At 60.2% G+C, this 15616-nt stretch carries 15 protein-coding genes; 8 read left to right on the top strand and 7 right to left on the bottom strand.

The window, feature by feature from the left end:
* The first annotated feature begins 185 nt into the window (after positions 1–185).
* Positions 186–776, top strand: coding sequence for a 3'-5' exonuclease (locus NXC14_RS14710; RefSeq protein ID WP_085778767.1), 591 nt, complete (start codon positions 186–188; stop codon positions 774–776).
* 78 nt (positions 777–854) lie between these two features.
* Positions 855–1346 (top strand): CreA family protein, encoded by a 492-nt coding sequence (locus NXC14_RS14705; RefSeq protein WP_085780127.1) that lies wholly within the window; start codon positions 855–857, stop codon positions 1344–1346.
* A 240-nt stretch (positions 1347–1586) separates the two neighbouring features.
* Here NXC14_RS14705 and NXC14_RS14700 read toward each other — a convergent pair whose 3' ends face one another.
* Both NXC14_RS14700 and NXC14_RS14695 read right to left on the bottom strand, forming a co-directional pair.
* Positions 1587–2054, bottom strand: coding sequence for a chemotaxis protein CheW (locus NXC14_RS14700; RefSeq protein WP_004668786.1), 468 nt, complete (start codon positions 2052–2054; stop codon positions 1587–1589).
* A gap of 2 nt (positions 2055–2056) precedes the next feature.
* Positions 2057–4021 (bottom strand): HAMP domain-containing methyl-accepting chemotaxis protein, encoded by a 1965-nt coding sequence (locus NXC14_RS14695; protein ID WP_085778766.1) that lies wholly within the window; start codon positions 4019–4021, stop codon positions 2057–2059.
* Between the two features lie 386 nt (positions 4022–4407).
* On the opposite strand from NXC14_RS14695, the gene NXC14_RS14690 reads away from it, so the two are divergent.
* Both NXC14_RS14690 and NXC14_RS14685 read left to right on the top strand, forming a co-directional pair.
* Complete coding sequence (locus tag NXC14_RS14690; protein ID WP_085780126.1) at positions 4408–5007, top strand: SCO family protein; 600 nt, start codon at positions 4408–4410, stop codon at positions 5005–5007.
* A gap of 68 nt (positions 5008–5075) precedes the next feature.
* Positions 5076–5954, top strand: coding sequence for a 50S ribosomal protein L11 methyltransferase (locus NXC14_RS14685; protein ID WP_085778765.1), 879 nt, complete (start codon positions 5076–5078; stop codon positions 5952–5954).
* Positions 5955–6220: 266 nt separating this feature from the next.
* Here NXC14_RS14685 and NXC14_RS33015 read toward each other — a convergent pair whose 3' ends face one another.
* Positions 6221–6394 (bottom strand): hypothetical protein, encoded by a 174-nt coding sequence (locus NXC14_RS33015; RefSeq protein ID WP_004668779.1) that lies wholly within the window; start codon positions 6392–6394, stop codon positions 6221–6223.
* Positions 6395–6672: 278 nt separating this feature from the next.
* On the opposite strand from NXC14_RS33015, the gene NXC14_RS14680 reads away from it, so the two are divergent.
* Entirely contained in the window at positions 6673–8508 is a 1836-nt protein-coding gene (locus NXC14_RS14680) for an aminopeptidase P family protein (RefSeq protein WP_085778764.1), read from the top strand.
* 66 nt (positions 8509–8574) lie between these two features.
* On the opposite strand, the gene NXC14_RS14675 is transcribed toward NXC14_RS14680, so the two are convergent.
* The gene (locus NXC14_RS14675; RefSeq protein WP_085778763.1) at positions 8575–8883 is read right to left on the bottom strand and encodes an AzlD family protein; all 309 of its coding nucleotides are present in this window, start codon (positions 8881–8883) and stop codon (positions 8575–8577) included.
* A 3-nt stretch (positions 8884–8886) separates the two neighbouring features.
* Positions 8887–9618 carry an AzlC family ABC transporter permease gene (locus tag NXC14_RS14670; RefSeq protein ID WP_085778762.1) on the bottom strand — a complete coding sequence of 244 codons (732 nt, stop codon included), beginning with the start codon at positions 9616–9618 and terminating at the stop codon, positions 8887–8889.
* 131 nt (positions 9619–9749) lie between these two features.
* On the opposite strand from NXC14_RS14670, the gene NXC14_RS14665 reads away from it, so the two are divergent.
* Together NXC14_RS14665 and NXC14_RS14660 are read left to right on the top strand one after the other, a co-directional pair.
* Positions 9750–10001 (top strand): DUF2164 domain-containing protein, encoded by a 252-nt coding sequence (locus tag NXC14_RS14665; RefSeq protein WP_085778761.1) that lies wholly within the window; start codon positions 9750–9752, stop codon positions 9999–10001.
* Between the two features lie 82 nt (positions 10002–10083).
* Positions 10084–11673: a hypothetical protein gene (locus NXC14_RS14660; protein ID WP_085778760.1), complete on the top strand. Its 1590-nt coding sequence runs from the start codon at positions 10084–10086 to the stop codon at positions 11671–11673.
* Positions 11674–11688: 15 nt separating this feature from the next.
* Here the strand turns inward: NXC14_RS14660 and pncA are convergent, their stop codons facing one another.
* Positions 11689–12315: a bifunctional nicotinamidase/pyrazinamidase gene (pncA, locus tag NXC14_RS14655; protein ID WP_085780125.1), complete on the bottom strand. Its 627-nt coding sequence runs from the start codon at positions 12313–12315 to the stop codon at positions 11689–11691.
* 363 nt (positions 12316–12678) lie between these two features.
* Here pncA and NXC14_RS14650 point away from each other — a divergent pair, with 363 nt between their 5' ends.
* Positions 12679–13026 (top strand): hypothetical protein, encoded by a 348-nt coding sequence (locus NXC14_RS14650; RefSeq protein WP_085780124.1) that lies wholly within the window; start codon positions 12679–12681, stop codon positions 13024–13026.
* 26 nt (positions 13027–13052) lie between these two features.
* Here NXC14_RS14650 and NXC14_RS14645 read toward each other — a convergent pair whose 3' ends face one another.
* The gene (locus NXC14_RS14645; protein ID WP_085778759.1) at positions 13053–15530 is read right to left on the bottom strand and encodes a UvrD-helicase domain-containing protein; all 2478 of its coding nucleotides are present in this window, start codon (positions 15528–15530) and stop codon (positions 13053–13055) included.
* Positions 15531–15616: the final 86 nt, after the last annotated feature.

Raw genomic sequence — 15616 nt, 5'->3', positions numbered from 1 at the left:
TCTAGTGACGCACCATCGCTCCCGCGTACCCTGGAGGGGTCGTGGCGATATGATGCATGGTATGCGTCACAGAGTTGATCATGCGCGAAAGTTTCCCCATCCGCGTGCAGATGTCAATAGGCCGGGATTTGCCTTCGCCTCCGGCTGACATTATGCCGGTAGGGCAGACGATTCGGATTTTACCCTTGAAGACCATTGCCATCGATTTCGAGACAGCCAACGAGCAGCGCGGCAGCGCCTGTTCTGTCGGGCTTGCCTGGATCGAGGAGGGTAGGGTGACGCGCGTCGAGGAGCGGCTGATCCGCCCCAGAGACATGCGCTTTTCCGGCATGAACATCGCGATCCACGGAATTCGGCCGGAGGATGTCGAGGATGCGCCTGAATTTCCCGAGGTGATGGACGAGTTCTACGACGATATCAGCGGCGCGACGATGATCGCGCACAATGCGGCATTCGACTTCAGCGTCTGGCGGGCGAGCCTCGATCTCTACCGGCAATCCTATCCTGAGCTGACCTATCTCTGCAGCCTGAAGATGGCGCAGCGCATCTGGCCGCATTTCCTCTCGCATCGGCTGAACCTGATCGCCGAGCATCTCGGGCTGCGCTTCATGCACCATAATGCCGCCGAGGATGCGGCGGTTTGCGCGGCTGCGGCGATCGAGATGGCAAGGGCGGTCAAGGCGAAGGCCGTGGAAGCAATCCCGGCGCTGATCGGTATGACGCCGGGGCGGCTGACGGCGCGTGGCTATGCGCCCTGCACCTGCCGGAAGGCCTGAACGCCCCGCAACAACAGCGATTTCTTGCAAAGCCCAGGTGCATGCTTATCTAGAATGCGGATCATCCAGGGAGCCGCCATGACCAAGCTTCGCACGTTTCTTCTCGCCGCATTTTCCTTCGCCGCTATTTCCGCGGGCGCCGCCTCGGCCGAAGTCGTCGGCAAGGTCGGGGTCGACTGGATCGGCAACGACATCATCGTCGAGGCACTCTCCGACCCGGAGGTCAAGGGCATCACTTGCCACGTCACCTATTTCGATCGCAGCCTGATCGATCGGTTTAAGAACGGCAACTGGTTCGAAGATCCGTCCAACAATTCGATCGCTTGCCGCCAGACCGGACCAATCGAGATCGGCAACATCGACCTCTCCAAGGACGGCAGCGAGGTGTTCCGCCAGGGCATGTCGCTGATCTGGAAGACGCTGGTTGTCAACCGCATCTACGACAAGGCCAACGACACGCTGATCTATCTCGCCCATTCGCGCCAATTGACCGATGGTTCGGCGAAGATGTCGATCTCGACCGTTCCGCTTTATGGGCAGAGCGTGACTTGGAAGAATGGGAAGCCATAGGGGCTGGAGATCCTTTCTTCTGATGTGCCGTCCGCCTCCTCATCCGACCCTTCGCGCCACCTTCTCTCCTCGGGGGGAGAAGGGGTAAGCCGCACCGTCTCCGCATACTTGAAGGCTTGGTGTGCTACCCCTCTGCCCTTCGGAGTAAGGGACCGCACACGCTAAGCATGTGTACTTTCTGACGAAAAACAGGAAAGGCCCGGACGAGCCGAGCCTTTGAATTTCGTATCTAAAAGAATATCAAGCCGCCTGGTTCAACTCGTCGGCGATGACCGTATCGAGGTTGAGGAAGCAGACCATGGTCTTCTCGAGTGCGACGATGCCGCGGCAGAAGGCGCGCTGGGCTTCCGGGATGATTTCCGGCGGCGGCTGCAGGTCTTCGCTCTTGATGGTCATCATGTCGGAAACCTGTTCGACCAGCAGGCCGACCAGCTTGCCGGCGATGTCGGTGACAATGATCGCCGAGCGCTCGGAGGGTTCGGTCATCTTCATGCCGAGGCGGCAGGCCATGTCGATGACCGGGATCACCGCGCCGCGCAGGTTGATGAGGCCCAACACGTAGGGCGGGGTATGCGGCATCGGCGTCACCGGCGCCCAACCGCGGATTTCGCGGATGGCCATGATGTCGATGCAGAATTCCTGGTCGCCCAGATGGAACGAAACGATTTCGAGATAGGCGCCCGACTGCTTGATGGCGTTGTTGTTCATGATCAGAATTCTTCCCAGTTGTCCCCGGCGGGAGCGGCGATGGCTTTGGCGGCAGAACCGCCGTTGAATGCGCCCGCGACTTTGCCGATCAGGCTGCGTGCGGGAGAAGGTCTCGAATGCGAGGCGGCGGTTGCCTCTCGCGGCGTTTGCCGGGCGCTCATGCCCTCGCCGGTTTTGAACTGCTTGATCAGTTGCGTCAGATTTTCGGCGTCGACGGCGAGCGTATGGCTTGCGGCATTCGTCTCTTCCACCATGGCCGCGTTCTTCTGCGTGACCTGATCCATCTGGCTGATCGAAGTATTGATTTCGTTCAATCCGACTGATTGTTCGCGCGCAGAGGTTACGATTGATTTAACATGTTCGTCGATGCGCAGAACATCTTCGCCGATCTGGCGAAGCGCTTCACCCGCGGCTGTCACCAATTCGCCGCCGATCTTCACTTCCTCGCCGGATTTTCCGATCAACGTCTTGATATCCTTGGCAGCACCCGCAGCACGGCCGGCGAGTTCGCGCACTTCTTGGGCAACGACGGCGAAGCCCTTGCCGGCCTCGCCGGCGCGCGCTGCCTCGACACCGGCATTGAGCGCCAGGAGGTTCGTCTGGAATGCGATTTCGTCGATGACGTTGATGATCTTGCCGATCTCGCGGGAGGCGCCCTCGATTCGCTCCATCGCGGCCATCGCATCACCGACAACGATGTCCGACTTCGCGGTATTCTCGCGGGTGTGAGAGACCATGTGGCCGACTTCCTCGGCGCGGCTCGTGGCGTTACGGACAGTGGCGGTGATCTGGTCGAGGGCTGCCGAGGTTTCTTCCAGGGAAGCGGCCTGCTGCTCGGTGCGCTTGGCGAGATCGTCGGCGGCGGCGCGCATCTGGCGGCTGTTCGCCTCGATCGAGCTGCTGTTGATGGCGATGTCACTCATCGCCCTGCGCAGCGTCGCGGTCGTCTGGTTGAAATCCAGGCGCAAGCGCTCCAGCTCTTCGCGGAACGGCTGGTCGATGGTCACGGTCACGTCGCCGCCCGAAAGGCGGGTAAGGCCGGCGCCGAGAGCGGCGACGGCGGCGCTGAGCGCTTCGGCGTCGGCGAGCTTGGCGGCTTCGCGGGCACGGTGCTCAGCATCGCTGCGCTGTCTGTCTGTCTGGGCTTGGGCTTCAAGGTCGCGCTTCTCGATAGCGGCGAGGCGGAAGCCGTCGGCGGCGCGAGCCATCTCGCCTATTTCGTCGCCGCGGGTCTTTTCAGCGACGTTGCTGGCGAGATCGCCGTTCATGATGCGCTGCATGCTTTCGCGCACGGCGCCGATGCCACGCCGGATCGAGCCGCCATGGACATATTGCAGGACACCCATGACGAGGATGGCTAGGACGCCGAGGCCGATCTGCAGGATGAGGGCCTCTCGCGACACGGCATTGGCGAGCTCGACATGCTGCTGGGCGAAAACCGTGCCTTCAGCGGCGAGCTTGTCGAGGGTCGCGGTCAGCTCTTCGCCGGCGCCGTCGATCGCGTCGTCGATTTTGTCGAATTCCGCATCAGCCGCGCCCTGCTGAACCAGCGCGACGAGATCGACACGTATTGCCTTGCCGATTGCGGCGACATCGGCGTCATAGCTCTTCAACAGGCTGTCGACTTGCATTTCATTCGCAAGAAGGTGCATCTCTTTCGAACCACCCGAAAGAGCAGTCAGCGAATCACCGATTAGTTTGATGCGCTCGGGCTCGACGGCCTTGCTGTCCTTGTCGACGATGATGTCCATCGCGGCCAAGACCATCGTCAGATTCGCAAGCCGCATGTCGCCGATATGGTTGACGCTCGCCTGGATCTCGCCGGCGCGGCGCAACGCCGTGTCGACCCGCATGTTCTCGTACCAGCCGACGCCGAGCATCGTTCCGAAACCGATGAAGGCCGCACCGCCCAGAGTCCAGAGCCGCTGGCTGACCGACAGGCTCTTGCGCACCGATGAATTCGTCATGAAAAGACCCCTCCACAAACCGCTCGGGTTTATGTTTTTCTTACCCTCATGCGGACGTCCGGAGGTTTCGCCACTCGGCAGACTTCATGTCAGAACGGCTCGACCGGGCCGCACGCACTGCTAAATATAGATGTGACGGCTTAAGCCTTTCCTAATGATGTTTATTGTGAGACCGTCGGTTCGGGCAGAAGGGAAGTCGTTCAGGCGCAATGCTTTTTGATGAACTCCAACTCTGGCAGACTGACTTTCGGGTGATCGACGGCTGCGGTTCGTGAGACAATTAATCACGGGTCAAAAAACATATTCTTGAATTGCGCGCCTTCGGCCGAGACGATAATCACGCCGGCAGGGGCGGGTGGCACATCCGCCTGATCGAGGATCACGCCATGAAGAGATTCCGCATCGCCGTCTGGATCGGTGTTCTGATACTTGCTGGGATTCTCGGCGCGGTGAGTTATTCCATGAAGTCGCGGGACGTCGTGGCGGAAGCTCCCTTCGGCGTGCCTTTCACGTTGGTTTCCCAAAGCGGCCAGCCGATCACCGAGCAGGCGCTGCGCGGCAAGCCGACGGCGCTGTTCTTCGGCTTTACCCATTGCCCGGAAGTTTGCCCGACAACGCTGTTCGAACTGAACGGCTGGATGGAGAAGGTCGATCCCAACGGTGACAATCTGCAGGCCTATTTTGTGACCGTCGATCCGGAGCGCGATACGCCCGAGATCATGAACGAGTACTTGTCCAACGTTTCCAAGCGAATTACCGGCATTTCGGGCCCACCGGACAAGATCGCCGAGGTCATCAAGGGGTTCCGCGTCTATGCCAAGAAGGTGCCGGTCGACGAGAAGGATCCAAACGGCGACTATACGATGGATCATACTGCGTCGGTCTTCCTGCTCGATTCCGCCGGGCGGTTTTCCGGAACGATCGCCTATGGCGAAAATCCGGACACGGCGGTAAAGAAGCTGGAGAATCTCGTCCATAAGGGGTGATGGCTTCAGCGTGATGGGACGTTGGCTCGACCGATGGCGGGCAACGGAAACGGGAAAGACCGCCTATCGTGAGTGAAATCCGCCTTTACGTGTCGACCACCGAAAGCCAGGCCGAAGCGATCCTCGATCTCCTGACCCAAGTCTTCGGCGAAGAAGACTTTGCCATCGGCACCACCGAAATCGATGAGAAGAAGGATATATGGGAGGCCTCGGTCTATATGATGGCCGAGGACGAGGCGGATGTGCGCTCCCGCATTGAGGCAGCGCTGAAGGTCGCTTTTCCCGATGCTCAGCTGTCGCGAGAAGTCATCCCGGATGTCGATTGGGTGGCGAAATCGCTGGAGGGCCTGAAGCCGGTCAGGGCGGGGCGCTTCCTGGTGCATGGCTCGCATGACCGAGACAAGGTCCGCTCCGGTGACATCGCCATCGAGATCGATGCCGGCCAAGCCTTCGGTACCGGCCATCACGGAACGACGGCCGGTTGCCTGGAGATGATCGATGCAGTGATGTGTTCGCGCCGGGTTCGCAATGCGCTTGATCTCGGCACCGGCAGTGGCGTCCTGGCGATCGCGGTGCGTAAGCTCAAAAACATCCCGGTGCTTGCGACCGATATCGATCCGATCGCTACGCGGGTCGCTGCTGAGAACGTACGACGCAATGGCATCGCGTCTGGCATCGTCACGAAGACCGCACCGGGGTTCCATTCGACGGCCTTCTCGGAGAATGGCCCCTTCGACCTCATCATCGCCAATATTCTCGCCCGGCCCTTGATTCGGATGGCGCCAAAGCTCGCCACGCATCTTGCGCCCGGCGGATCGGTGATCCTTTCAGGCATTCTCGCGTCACAACGGTGGAAGGTGATCGCCGCCTATAGCGGCGCGCGGCTCCGCCATGTCAGGACGATCTGGCGGAACGGCTGGGTGACGATTTATTTCGATCGGCCTTGAGGAGGGAGAGGATCGGGGCGACGGGTGCGACTTACTCCCTCTTCTCCCCGCTGGGGAGAGGAGGGAACAAGTCGTGACGTCAGTTGTCCCACAGGATAGTGCGGTTTCCGTGCCGTTCTCAAAAGAAAAAGGCGGCGCCGATGGCACCGCCTTGGACCGGTCTTCCGGTCAATGCCCGCGAGCTCGAAGGAGGAGGAGCGCTCGAGCGGGCTCTACTGCATTCCAATAGGCCGGTCCGGGAGGGAGGAGACGGACAGGCTTTAAGCTTAGAAGGCGTAGCTGGGCGCGCCCTGGTGGCGCGTGACGCGCTGGCCGGCACCGAGAAGCTTGAGGCTGTCCTCGTTCTGCGGGCGGCGGGCGCCGATCACGTGACGCACAGTCTGGCGTTCGCCAGCCTGCACCGGGCTGCTGTATGCGAAGCGCGAGAGAGAGGCGGTCATTTCAAAATTTCCTTTGTTTGCTGGCTCATCCGAACCGTTCGATGGTGGCTATATAGCTATTCTCAAATGCGGAGGCAGAGGGTTTTCATCATGGGAGCCATGCGGCCAATGCATAAAGCGTGCCAAATTAACTTTTGGCGTCACAGTTCCGTCAAAATGCCGAGCAGGCCCAACGGTTTCGCCTCGTTTCGTCGCTTTTTCTCCCCATCGATTTAAATTTCGCTAACATGGCCGGCATCCCGTTAACCAGATTCGTTTCAACCATTCGGATTTCCAGCATGTTCCAGTCTTTCGAAGTCACCTCCACGCCGCAGTTCGGCAAGGAACGAGTTTCGGCGCTGCGCGCTACTTTCGATTCGCTAGGCATCGATGCTTTCCTCGTGCCGCGCGCCGATGAGTTCAACGGCGAATATGTTCCGGCCTGCTCCGAGCGGCTGGCATGGCTGACGGGTTTCACCGGCTCGGCGGGCATCGCGCTGATCCTGCGGACGCAGGCGATCGTCTTCGTCGACGGGCGCTATGTGACGCAGCTCGCCGAACAAGTCGACGGCTCGGTGTTTTCGGGCGGCGATCTGGTGAACGAGCCGCCGCATGTCTGGCTTGCCGCAAACGGAACTAAGGGGCTGAGGCTCGGCATCGATCCCTGGCTTCACGCCGGCGCGGAGGTACGGCGTCTGGAAAGGGCACTGGCGGAGATCGGCGGGAGGTTGGTCTTCCTGCCGTACAATCCGCTCGACAGGTTGTGGAGCGATCGGCCTTCCGAGCCGCTCGGCGCCGTCACCATCCAGAATGTCGCCCAAGCCGGCGTGCTGGCAAGCGATAAGATTGCGACGATTGCCGCTGATCTTTCGAAGAAGAACCTCGCCGCGGTGCTGATTGCGGATCCCTCCTCGATTGCCTGGATCTTCAATATCCGCGGTGCCGACGTGCCGCACACGCCGCATCCGCTGGCGCGCGCCATCATCCACGCCGACCGGCGGTCCGAACTCTTCCTCGACAAGCGCAAGACTGGAATCGAGACTGAGGCTTATCTCGGGCAGATATGCACGCAACTTCCGCCATCGGCGCTCGAAGAGAGGCTTGCTGCCGTGTCCAGGGATGGCGGCCGCGTGCTGATCGATGCTGATATCGCCTCCCATGCGCTGGCGGAGATTATCCGCAAGGCGGGCGGCGAAGTGGTGGAGGGCGCCGACCCCGCTAAGCTGCCGCGCGCGGTGAAAAATGACGTGGAAATCAACGGCTCGGCCGCTGCACATCTGCAGGATGGAGCAGCGATGGTGGAATTCCTCTATTGGCTGTCGCAGGAGAAGCCGGGCAGCGTAAGCGAGATTTCTGCTGCCGAACATCTGGAGGCGGTGCGCGCTCGAGTCGGCCAGAGCATGCAGAATCCGCTGAAGGATATATCCTTCGATACGATCTCGGGCGCCGGCGAACATGCGGCGATCATGCATTATCGCGTTACCACCGCGACCAACCGGATGATCGAAGCAGGCGAACTTTTCTTGATCGACTCCGGTGCGCAATACATCAACGGCACGACCGATATTACCCGCACGGTCGGGATCGGCACGGTGTCGGAAGAGCATCGCCGTTTCTTCACGATGGTGCTCAAGGGAATGGTTCAGATCAGCACGGCACGTTTCCCGAAGGGTACACGCGGCTGCGACCTCGATCCGCTGGCGCGCATCGCGCTGTGGCGGTCGGGCGCCGACTTCGCCCATGGCACTGGACATGGGGTCGGCTCTTATCTCTCTGTGCATGAGGGACCACAGCGCATCTCCCGGCTTTCGACGCAGGAATTGCTGCCGGGCATGATCCTTTCGAACGAGCCGGGTTATTACCGGCCGGGCAGCTTCGGCATCCGCATCGAGAACCTGATCTATGTGCGCGGCGCCGAGGAGATCGAAGGCGGCGACATGCCGATGCTCGGCTTCGAGACGCTGACCTTCTGCCCGATCGACCGCAGCCTCGTCATTCCCGAGCTTCTAACCCATGATGAGCTGCATTGGTTCAATGACTATCACCGCCGCACATGCGAGGCGCTGATGCCGCTGATCCACGATCCCGACGTCAGGGCGTGGCTCGAAAACGCGACGCTGCCGCTCGAATATTAGGCAACAGGCGGCGGAATACTGTTTTCGGGCTGCAAGGCCGCGCACTTTCAGGCGCAAGGCCAGGGTTCAGGCGCCGATCGTGTAGCGCCATGCCATCACGACAACCCAAGCGGCAACCAGCATCCATGTATGGGAAATGCGCAGGCCGACGAAGAGGGCAACGATCAGCGCCAGTTTCGATTCCCAGCCGCCAATGAAGAAGGCAGGTGCGACAAGAGTGGTCAGCACGGCGGCCGGCACGGCGTTCAGCGCCGCTTCCATGCGCGGGGGAATGCTCTTCATTCGGGTGATGAGGATATAACCGCCGATGCGGGTGGCGAAGGTGGCGACTGCTGCGGCGAGTATGACGAGCGCCATATGGAGATCGAATTCCATGGCTCAGACCTCGTGCACTTCGGATTGAAGAGCGTCGGCTTCGAGATCCGGCACCTCGCGCGGCAGCGGCAGCAGGGCAGCCAGCACGATGCCGGCGGCCGCACCCAGGCTGACATGCCAGGGCGAGCCGACATAGCGGTAGGCGAGCACTGATGCTACCGCGCTGACGAGCGCCACCGGCAGGAAGTTGTCGCGCTTGCGGAAGCCGAGGACGATGCCGAGGAAATAGGCCGGCAGCAAGATATCGAGTCCAATTGCCTTGGGATCGCCGATGAAGCCGCCGAGCAGGCCGCCGGCGACGCTGATCAGCACCCAGGGAATGTAGATGATGACGCCGAAGCCGAGATACCAGGCGAAGGTAAGCGGTTTGCCGGCTTCGCCCCGCTTGACCGCCTCGGCAAATTGCGGATCGACGAGCAGGAAAAAGGTGAAGAACTTCTGCACCGGGGTGAAATGGCCGATGTAGCGTGCTAAGGCCGCCGAATAGAGCACATGGCGAAAATTGACGGCTAGGATCGACAGCACGATCAGCCAGGCATGAACCTGGTGGCCGAAGAGTTCGATTCCGACCATCTGGCTGGCACCGGCATAGACCGTTGCGCTCATGAAGGCGGCCTCGGAAAGCGACATGCCGTTTTCAACCGCCAGTGCTCCGAACAGCGCGCCAAAGGGCGCCGATGCCAGCGCAACGGCCGAGCCGCCCCGCAAACCTTCAACAAAGTCGGCGCGATTCATGTGAGTGTCCTGTTGGAAATTCAGGTTTTCCTTATGGGCTACGGTCTTCCGCGGCAATTGAATTTCGTTGATTGACCGATCGATTTCGCTGAAGCATCAACGTCGTGATTGCATTTGTCGGAGAACCAGGCATGCAGAAAATCGAATTTTCCAGGGAAGAAAAGGCTGAGATCGTTTCGCGCATCCGCGCTTATTTCGACCGCGAACTGGATCCCATCGGAACCCTGCCGGCCGAATTCCTGCTCGATTTTTTTACCCAGGAGATAGGGCCTTACTTCTACAATCGAGGGCTGAGAGATGCCCAGGCTGCCTTATTGAAGAGAATGGAAGACGTGGCCGAAGATATCCATCTTCTCGAGAGAGAGCAGAAATCCAGCGCCTGAAAATCAGACGGCAGGCCTGCTTAACGCCAAATTATGGCTGCGGCGATACGGTCGGCGCTTTCCTTCACCAGGTTGGTGTCATTTGGCCCTGATTGTCTCTGTTATTGATGAACCACGATCCGCCAGGCTTGCCAACGCGATGCTCTTGCTCGCCTGGCTTGCGCTGGCGTCTGCGCTTTGCTGGTCCGAAACGGTATGGCGTGACGAAGTTCGCGCACTGTCACTGGCCCTTCAGGGAGACAATTTCGCCGCTATGCTTCGCCAACTGCAGGGTGAGGGGCATCCTGCCCTGTGGTATATCCTGCTGCGCGCCGCCTATGTCATAGTCGGCTCACCCGTCGTCTTGAAAATCGTCGCACTGACGATTGCGGCGGCCGCCGCCTACCTTCTTGTTTTCCGGTTGAAACTGCCCCTTCCCATCATGCTGCTGTCGCTGTTCAGCAGCTTCTCGATTTTCGATTATGCGGCAATGTCGCGAAATTACGGCATCAGCATGCTGGTGGTCTTCCTTATCGTCCTGAGCTGGGAGAGGGGAGTACGCAACGGGATATTGCTCGGCTTTTTGTTTGCCTTGCTGGCAAATACCAATGTCCACTCGGTCGTCCTCGTCGGCGGCTTTCTCGCCTATTGGTTTTTCGATCTGGTTCTGGCGCGGCCAAGACCCCCTTTGAGCGCATATCGGGCCTTTGTGACAGCTGCTGCCATTGCCGCGGTCGGCGTTGTTCTGTGCGTCATGACGGTCTATCCGACCTTCAACGATGCCGGGCAGAACGATCTCGCGGACAAGAATTTCGCTTTGCTTGTCCTTTCTGCCTTTACCGCGGCCAGTTCCTATTTCATGGCATTCTACCCCAACCGGGTCCTTGAACTGATCGTGGCTGATCCATTGCTCGCCCGGATTTTCGCGTCGCTCATGGCTGTACTCATCTATGGCAGTCTGTTGGGGCTGGCCAACCGGCGACCGGCGATGTTCGCAGCAGCACTGGTTCTCCTCGGGCTTTCCCTGCTTTTTACGCTCGTTTATCCAGGTAGCTACAGGCATCAGGCGCTGTGGCTGGTCTTCATGATCGCAATCACCGCTTTGACCCAGCCCCCTCGGCTCGGCCCCGTCGATGTTGCCGGCACCGAAGCTGCCGTCGTCGTGAAGATCGGGCGTCTGTGCTTGATGATATTGCTCGCGCTGCAGGTCGCTTCCGGCATCGAGAGGGTCCATCAATTCCTTTTCAGCGATATGCCGCTCAGCCGAGCCCAGGATCTCGGCTCGTTCATTCAATCTCGTCCTGATCTCAAGGATGCGATCATCATGGCGGATCCCGACTATCTCGTTGAAGCCTTGCCCTATTTCGTTTCCAATCGCACCTATCTTCTAAGAGAGGAACGGTTCGGTGCCATTGTGCATTATACTCGCAATGCGCGGCTTTCTCTCAGCCTTGCCGACATTCTGCAGACGGCGCGGCAGTTGCAGCAGAGCGAGCATGCCCCCGTCGTCATTCTTCTCTCACAGCGGCTTGACCGAATTGCCGCGCCGGTCTCATTGCGCGAAAGTTACAATTGGCTAATGTCCCTGACGCCAGAGGACATTTCCGCATTCCGGAGCGAAACGACCCTCGTCAAGCGCTTCGGCCCCGTTGCCGGCAGCGATGAGACATTCGACGCCTATTTGTTGAAATAGTCGGCGATCGCAAGCTCATTGGCGCAAGGCATCTGCGCTTTTAATCACAGCGATGCCATGCGCCCGCATCTCATCGATAGCGGCGGCAACACCTTCGGGGGTAATGCCGCGACTTGCATCCTCGATGAAGCGCACGCGCACACCAGGCATCATCTCGAGCGCGTCGAGCGCCGAGAACTTGACACAGTAATCGGTCGCCAGCCCGCAAACGTCGAGATCGGTGACACCTTGTTCCTGGAGAAAATTGGAAAGACCGGTCGAAGCATCCCGGTCATTGTCGCGGAATGCCGAATAGCTGTCGATCCTGGGATCCTCGCCCTTCTGCTGGATCAGGTCGATCTCTTCGGATCTCAGGTCCGGATGCAGTTCGGCGTCGAGCGTACCCTGGATACAGTGGTCGGGCCACATCATCTGTGGCTTGCCGGACAATTCGCCCATCTCGAAGGGAGCGGCGCCCGGATGGGCAGAGGCGAAACTGCCGTGGCCGGGCGGATGCCAGTCCTGCGAGGCGACGATCAAATCATATTTGCCGCTGTCGATCAGCCGGTTTGCGACGGGAACCACCTTGTCGCCGTCCGGCACCGGCAGATTGCCGCCGGGACAGAAGCCGTTTTGGATATCGACGAGCAGCAGCGCTTTCATCAAGGCCAATCCCTTCGCGTTATTGCAATGCAAATGCCAAATGCACCGAACACACCACTAGTGGATTTCCCAGCGCGGGTGCGCAAGTGTTAATTCTAGTACCTCCGGTAGTGGCTGGTCGAAAAAGCACACGCTAATGCAACCGGGGATATTGGTCGCGCTGACTCTCCTCTCGAAATGGCGGGAGCAGAAGGTTTTACGCTGCGGGATCTCCCCGGCAGAGCCTCATTTTCCCGGTGTCAGCCTTCATCGGTTTACCGGCTGAGGTGCTGCAGCACCGTCTTCGACGGCGACGTCCGCTCGAGCTTGCCCGCCGCCGCGATTTCTGCCTTCTTGGCTCATCAGCAAATCGAGATTGAAGCCATGTCCGAGCCTCAAGCAGATGAAAAGATCGATGCCACCTTCCGCAATGGCTCGCTGACTGCGACCGGGATCATTCTTGGTTTCTCCCTCAATTTCATCAGTCTCTGGGTGTCCAATCCCAATGACTGGAGCCGCGTCGATCTGCTACCGATGTTGTTCCTGACCGTCGGTATCGCCATTCAGGTGAAGGTGTTTGCCGATCTGCTCGCGCGCGACTCCCTGCTCGCCGCAAAATATGACCGGGCTCGGCGACTGTTCCTGATCGGGCTGTCGATCGTCGCCGTCGGAATGGGGATCGCCCTGCTGAACGATATTCTCGGACTCAGCAGTATGCGGATGTTCGGGTAAGGGTTCCCACGCGGTATCACCGCAAATCACACGCGCTCGACGAACCCGTCCAGCACCCGTTTCTGACCGGCGCGATCAAAATCGATCGTCAGCTTGTTGCCTTCGATGCCGGTGATGTTGCCGTTGCCGAACTTCAGGTGGAAGACGCGGTCGCCGAGGGTGAAGCGCGACGGCTCCGAGGACGTGGACTTCGCCACCAGTTCGCCGTCGATCATGCGCCCCTTCGGGCCGCTTTCGCCGTAACCGATGCGTTCGACGGCGTGGCCGGAGCGGGTGCCCCAATTCTCGCGCGTGGCGTCGGTCCTGTTGGCCTGCGCACGTTTCCAGCCGGGGGTCGAATAGGAGTTGGCGAAAGGTTCGGCCTTGTCGAAGCGGGACTGGCCGTAGCCGCCGCGGCCGTAAGCGCCGTAGCTCTGTTCCATCTCGGCGACCTCGACATGGGTCTCCGGCAGTTCGTCCAGGAAACGCGAGGGCAGGGTCGATTGCCAGAGACCGTGGATGCGGCGGTTGGAGACGAACCAGATGTGGCAGCGGCGTTTGGCGCGGGTAATGCCGACATAGGCGAGACGGCGTTCCTCCTCCAGGCCGGCGCGGCCGCTTTCATCGAGCGAGCGCTGGTGCGGAAAAAGGCCTTCCTCCCAGCCGGGCAGGAAGACGGTGTCGAATTCCAGGCCTTTGGCCGAGTGCAGCGTCATGATCGAGACGGCATCGAGGTTCTCGTTGGTCTCGGCATCCATCACGAGGGAAACGTGCTCCAGGAAGCCGCGCATTGACTCGAAGCTTTCCATCGAGCGGATCAGTTCCTTGAGGTTTTCGAGACGGCCCGGGGCTTCGGCGCTCTTGTCGTTCTTCCACATGTCGGTATAGCCGGACTCTTCGAGGATCTGCTCGGCAAGTTCGGTATGCGGTGTGTTTTCAAGCAGCTCCTGCCATCGGCGGAAAGATTGAATCACATCGAAGAGGGCTTTGCGCGCCTTTGGCTTCAACTCGTCCGTTTCGATGATGTCGGCCGCTGCCGCCAGCATCGGGATGTCGCGGGCTCGGGCATAATCATGCAGCGCACGCACCGTTGTATCGCCGAGGCCACGCTTCGGCGTGTTGATGATGCGCTCGAAGGCGAGGTCGTCGGCCGGTTGTGCGACGAGCCGGAAATAGGCCATGGCATCGCGGATTTCGAGGCGCTCATAGAAGCGCGGGCCGCCAATGACTCGGTAGTTGAGGCCAAGGGTGACGAAGCGATCTTCGAATTCGCGCATCTGGAAGGAGGCGCGCACCAGGATCGCCATGTCGTTCAGCAGATGCTTGCTGCGCTGGAGTTGCTCGATCTCCTCGCCAATGGCGCGGGCTTCCTCCTCGGAGTCCCAGGAGGCGTGAACCTGCACCTTGACGTCATCGGGATCGGTGCGATCGGTGAACAACGTCTTGCCCAGACGCCCTTCATTATGGGCGATCAGATGGGCGGCGGCACCGAGGATATGTTCGGTCGATCGGTAGTTGCGCTCGAGCTTGATCACTTTGGCGCCGGGGAAATCCTTCTCGAAGCGAAGAATATTGTCGACCTCCGCACCGCGCCAGCCATAGATCGACTGGTCGTCGTCACCGACGCAGCAGACATTCTGCGGCTCGCCCTTGCTGCGCTGGGCCAGCAGCCTCAGCCACATATATTGGGCGGTGTTGGTATCCTGATATTCGTCGACGAGGATATAGCGGAAGCGGCCGTGATATTCCTTTAGGAGATCCGGATTCTTGCGGAAGATCGCGATCGGATGCATCAGCAGGTCGCCGAAATCGCAGGCGTTCAGCGTCGACAAGCGCGCCTGATAGGCGAAATAGAGATCGCGGCCGCGGCCATTGGCGAAGGCGCGGGCATCGCCTTCGGGAATATCGGCCGGTCCGAGGCCCTTGTTTTTCCAGGTGTCGATCATGCCGGCGAACTGCTTTGCCGGCCAGCGCTTGTCGTCGAGACCTTCGGCCTGGATCAACTGCTTGATCAGGCGGACGACGTCATCGGTGTCGAGGATGGTGAAATCGGAACTGAGGCCAACCAGCTCGGCATGGCGGCGCAGAAGCTTGACGCCGATCGAATGGAAGGTGCCGAGCCAGGGCATGCCTTCGACGGCGCCGCCGACGAGCAGGGCGATGCGCTCCTTCATCTCGCGCGCGGCCTTGTTGGTAAAGGTGACGGCGAGGATCTGCGACGGGAAGGCGCGGCCGGTATTGAGGATGTGGGCGATGCGGGTCGTCAGCACGCGTGTCTTTCCGGTGCCGGCGCCGGCGAGCACGAGGACAGGACCTTCCAGCGTTTCGACGGCTTCAGTCTGTTCCGGGTTCAGTCCAGCGAGATAATCCGGCCGCTTGCCGCCGTCGCGCGCCGCCATGGCGCGGGCGGCGATGCCGCCGCCAGCGGAGGGTCTTCCGGCTGCAGCGACGGACGGCTGCGGCTTGCGCGCCACTTCGCCGGGCTCTTCGTCGAAGAAGGGAATATCGTCGAAACTATTGCTCATGGCGCGTAATGTAGTGATTCGGGAAGGAAAGACCAGAAAAGATGTTCTGCTTTCATTCCCGAACCACCACTATTGCCTGGGTGCGG

The sequence above is a fragment of the Rhizobium sp. NXC14 genome, assembly GCF_002117485.1.
GTDB lineage: Bacteria > Pseudomonadota > Alphaproteobacteria > Rhizobiales > Rhizobiaceae > Rhizobium.
Note: the sequence above shows the minus strand (reverse complement) of the source record. Positions and strands in the feature narration are given on the sequence as shown.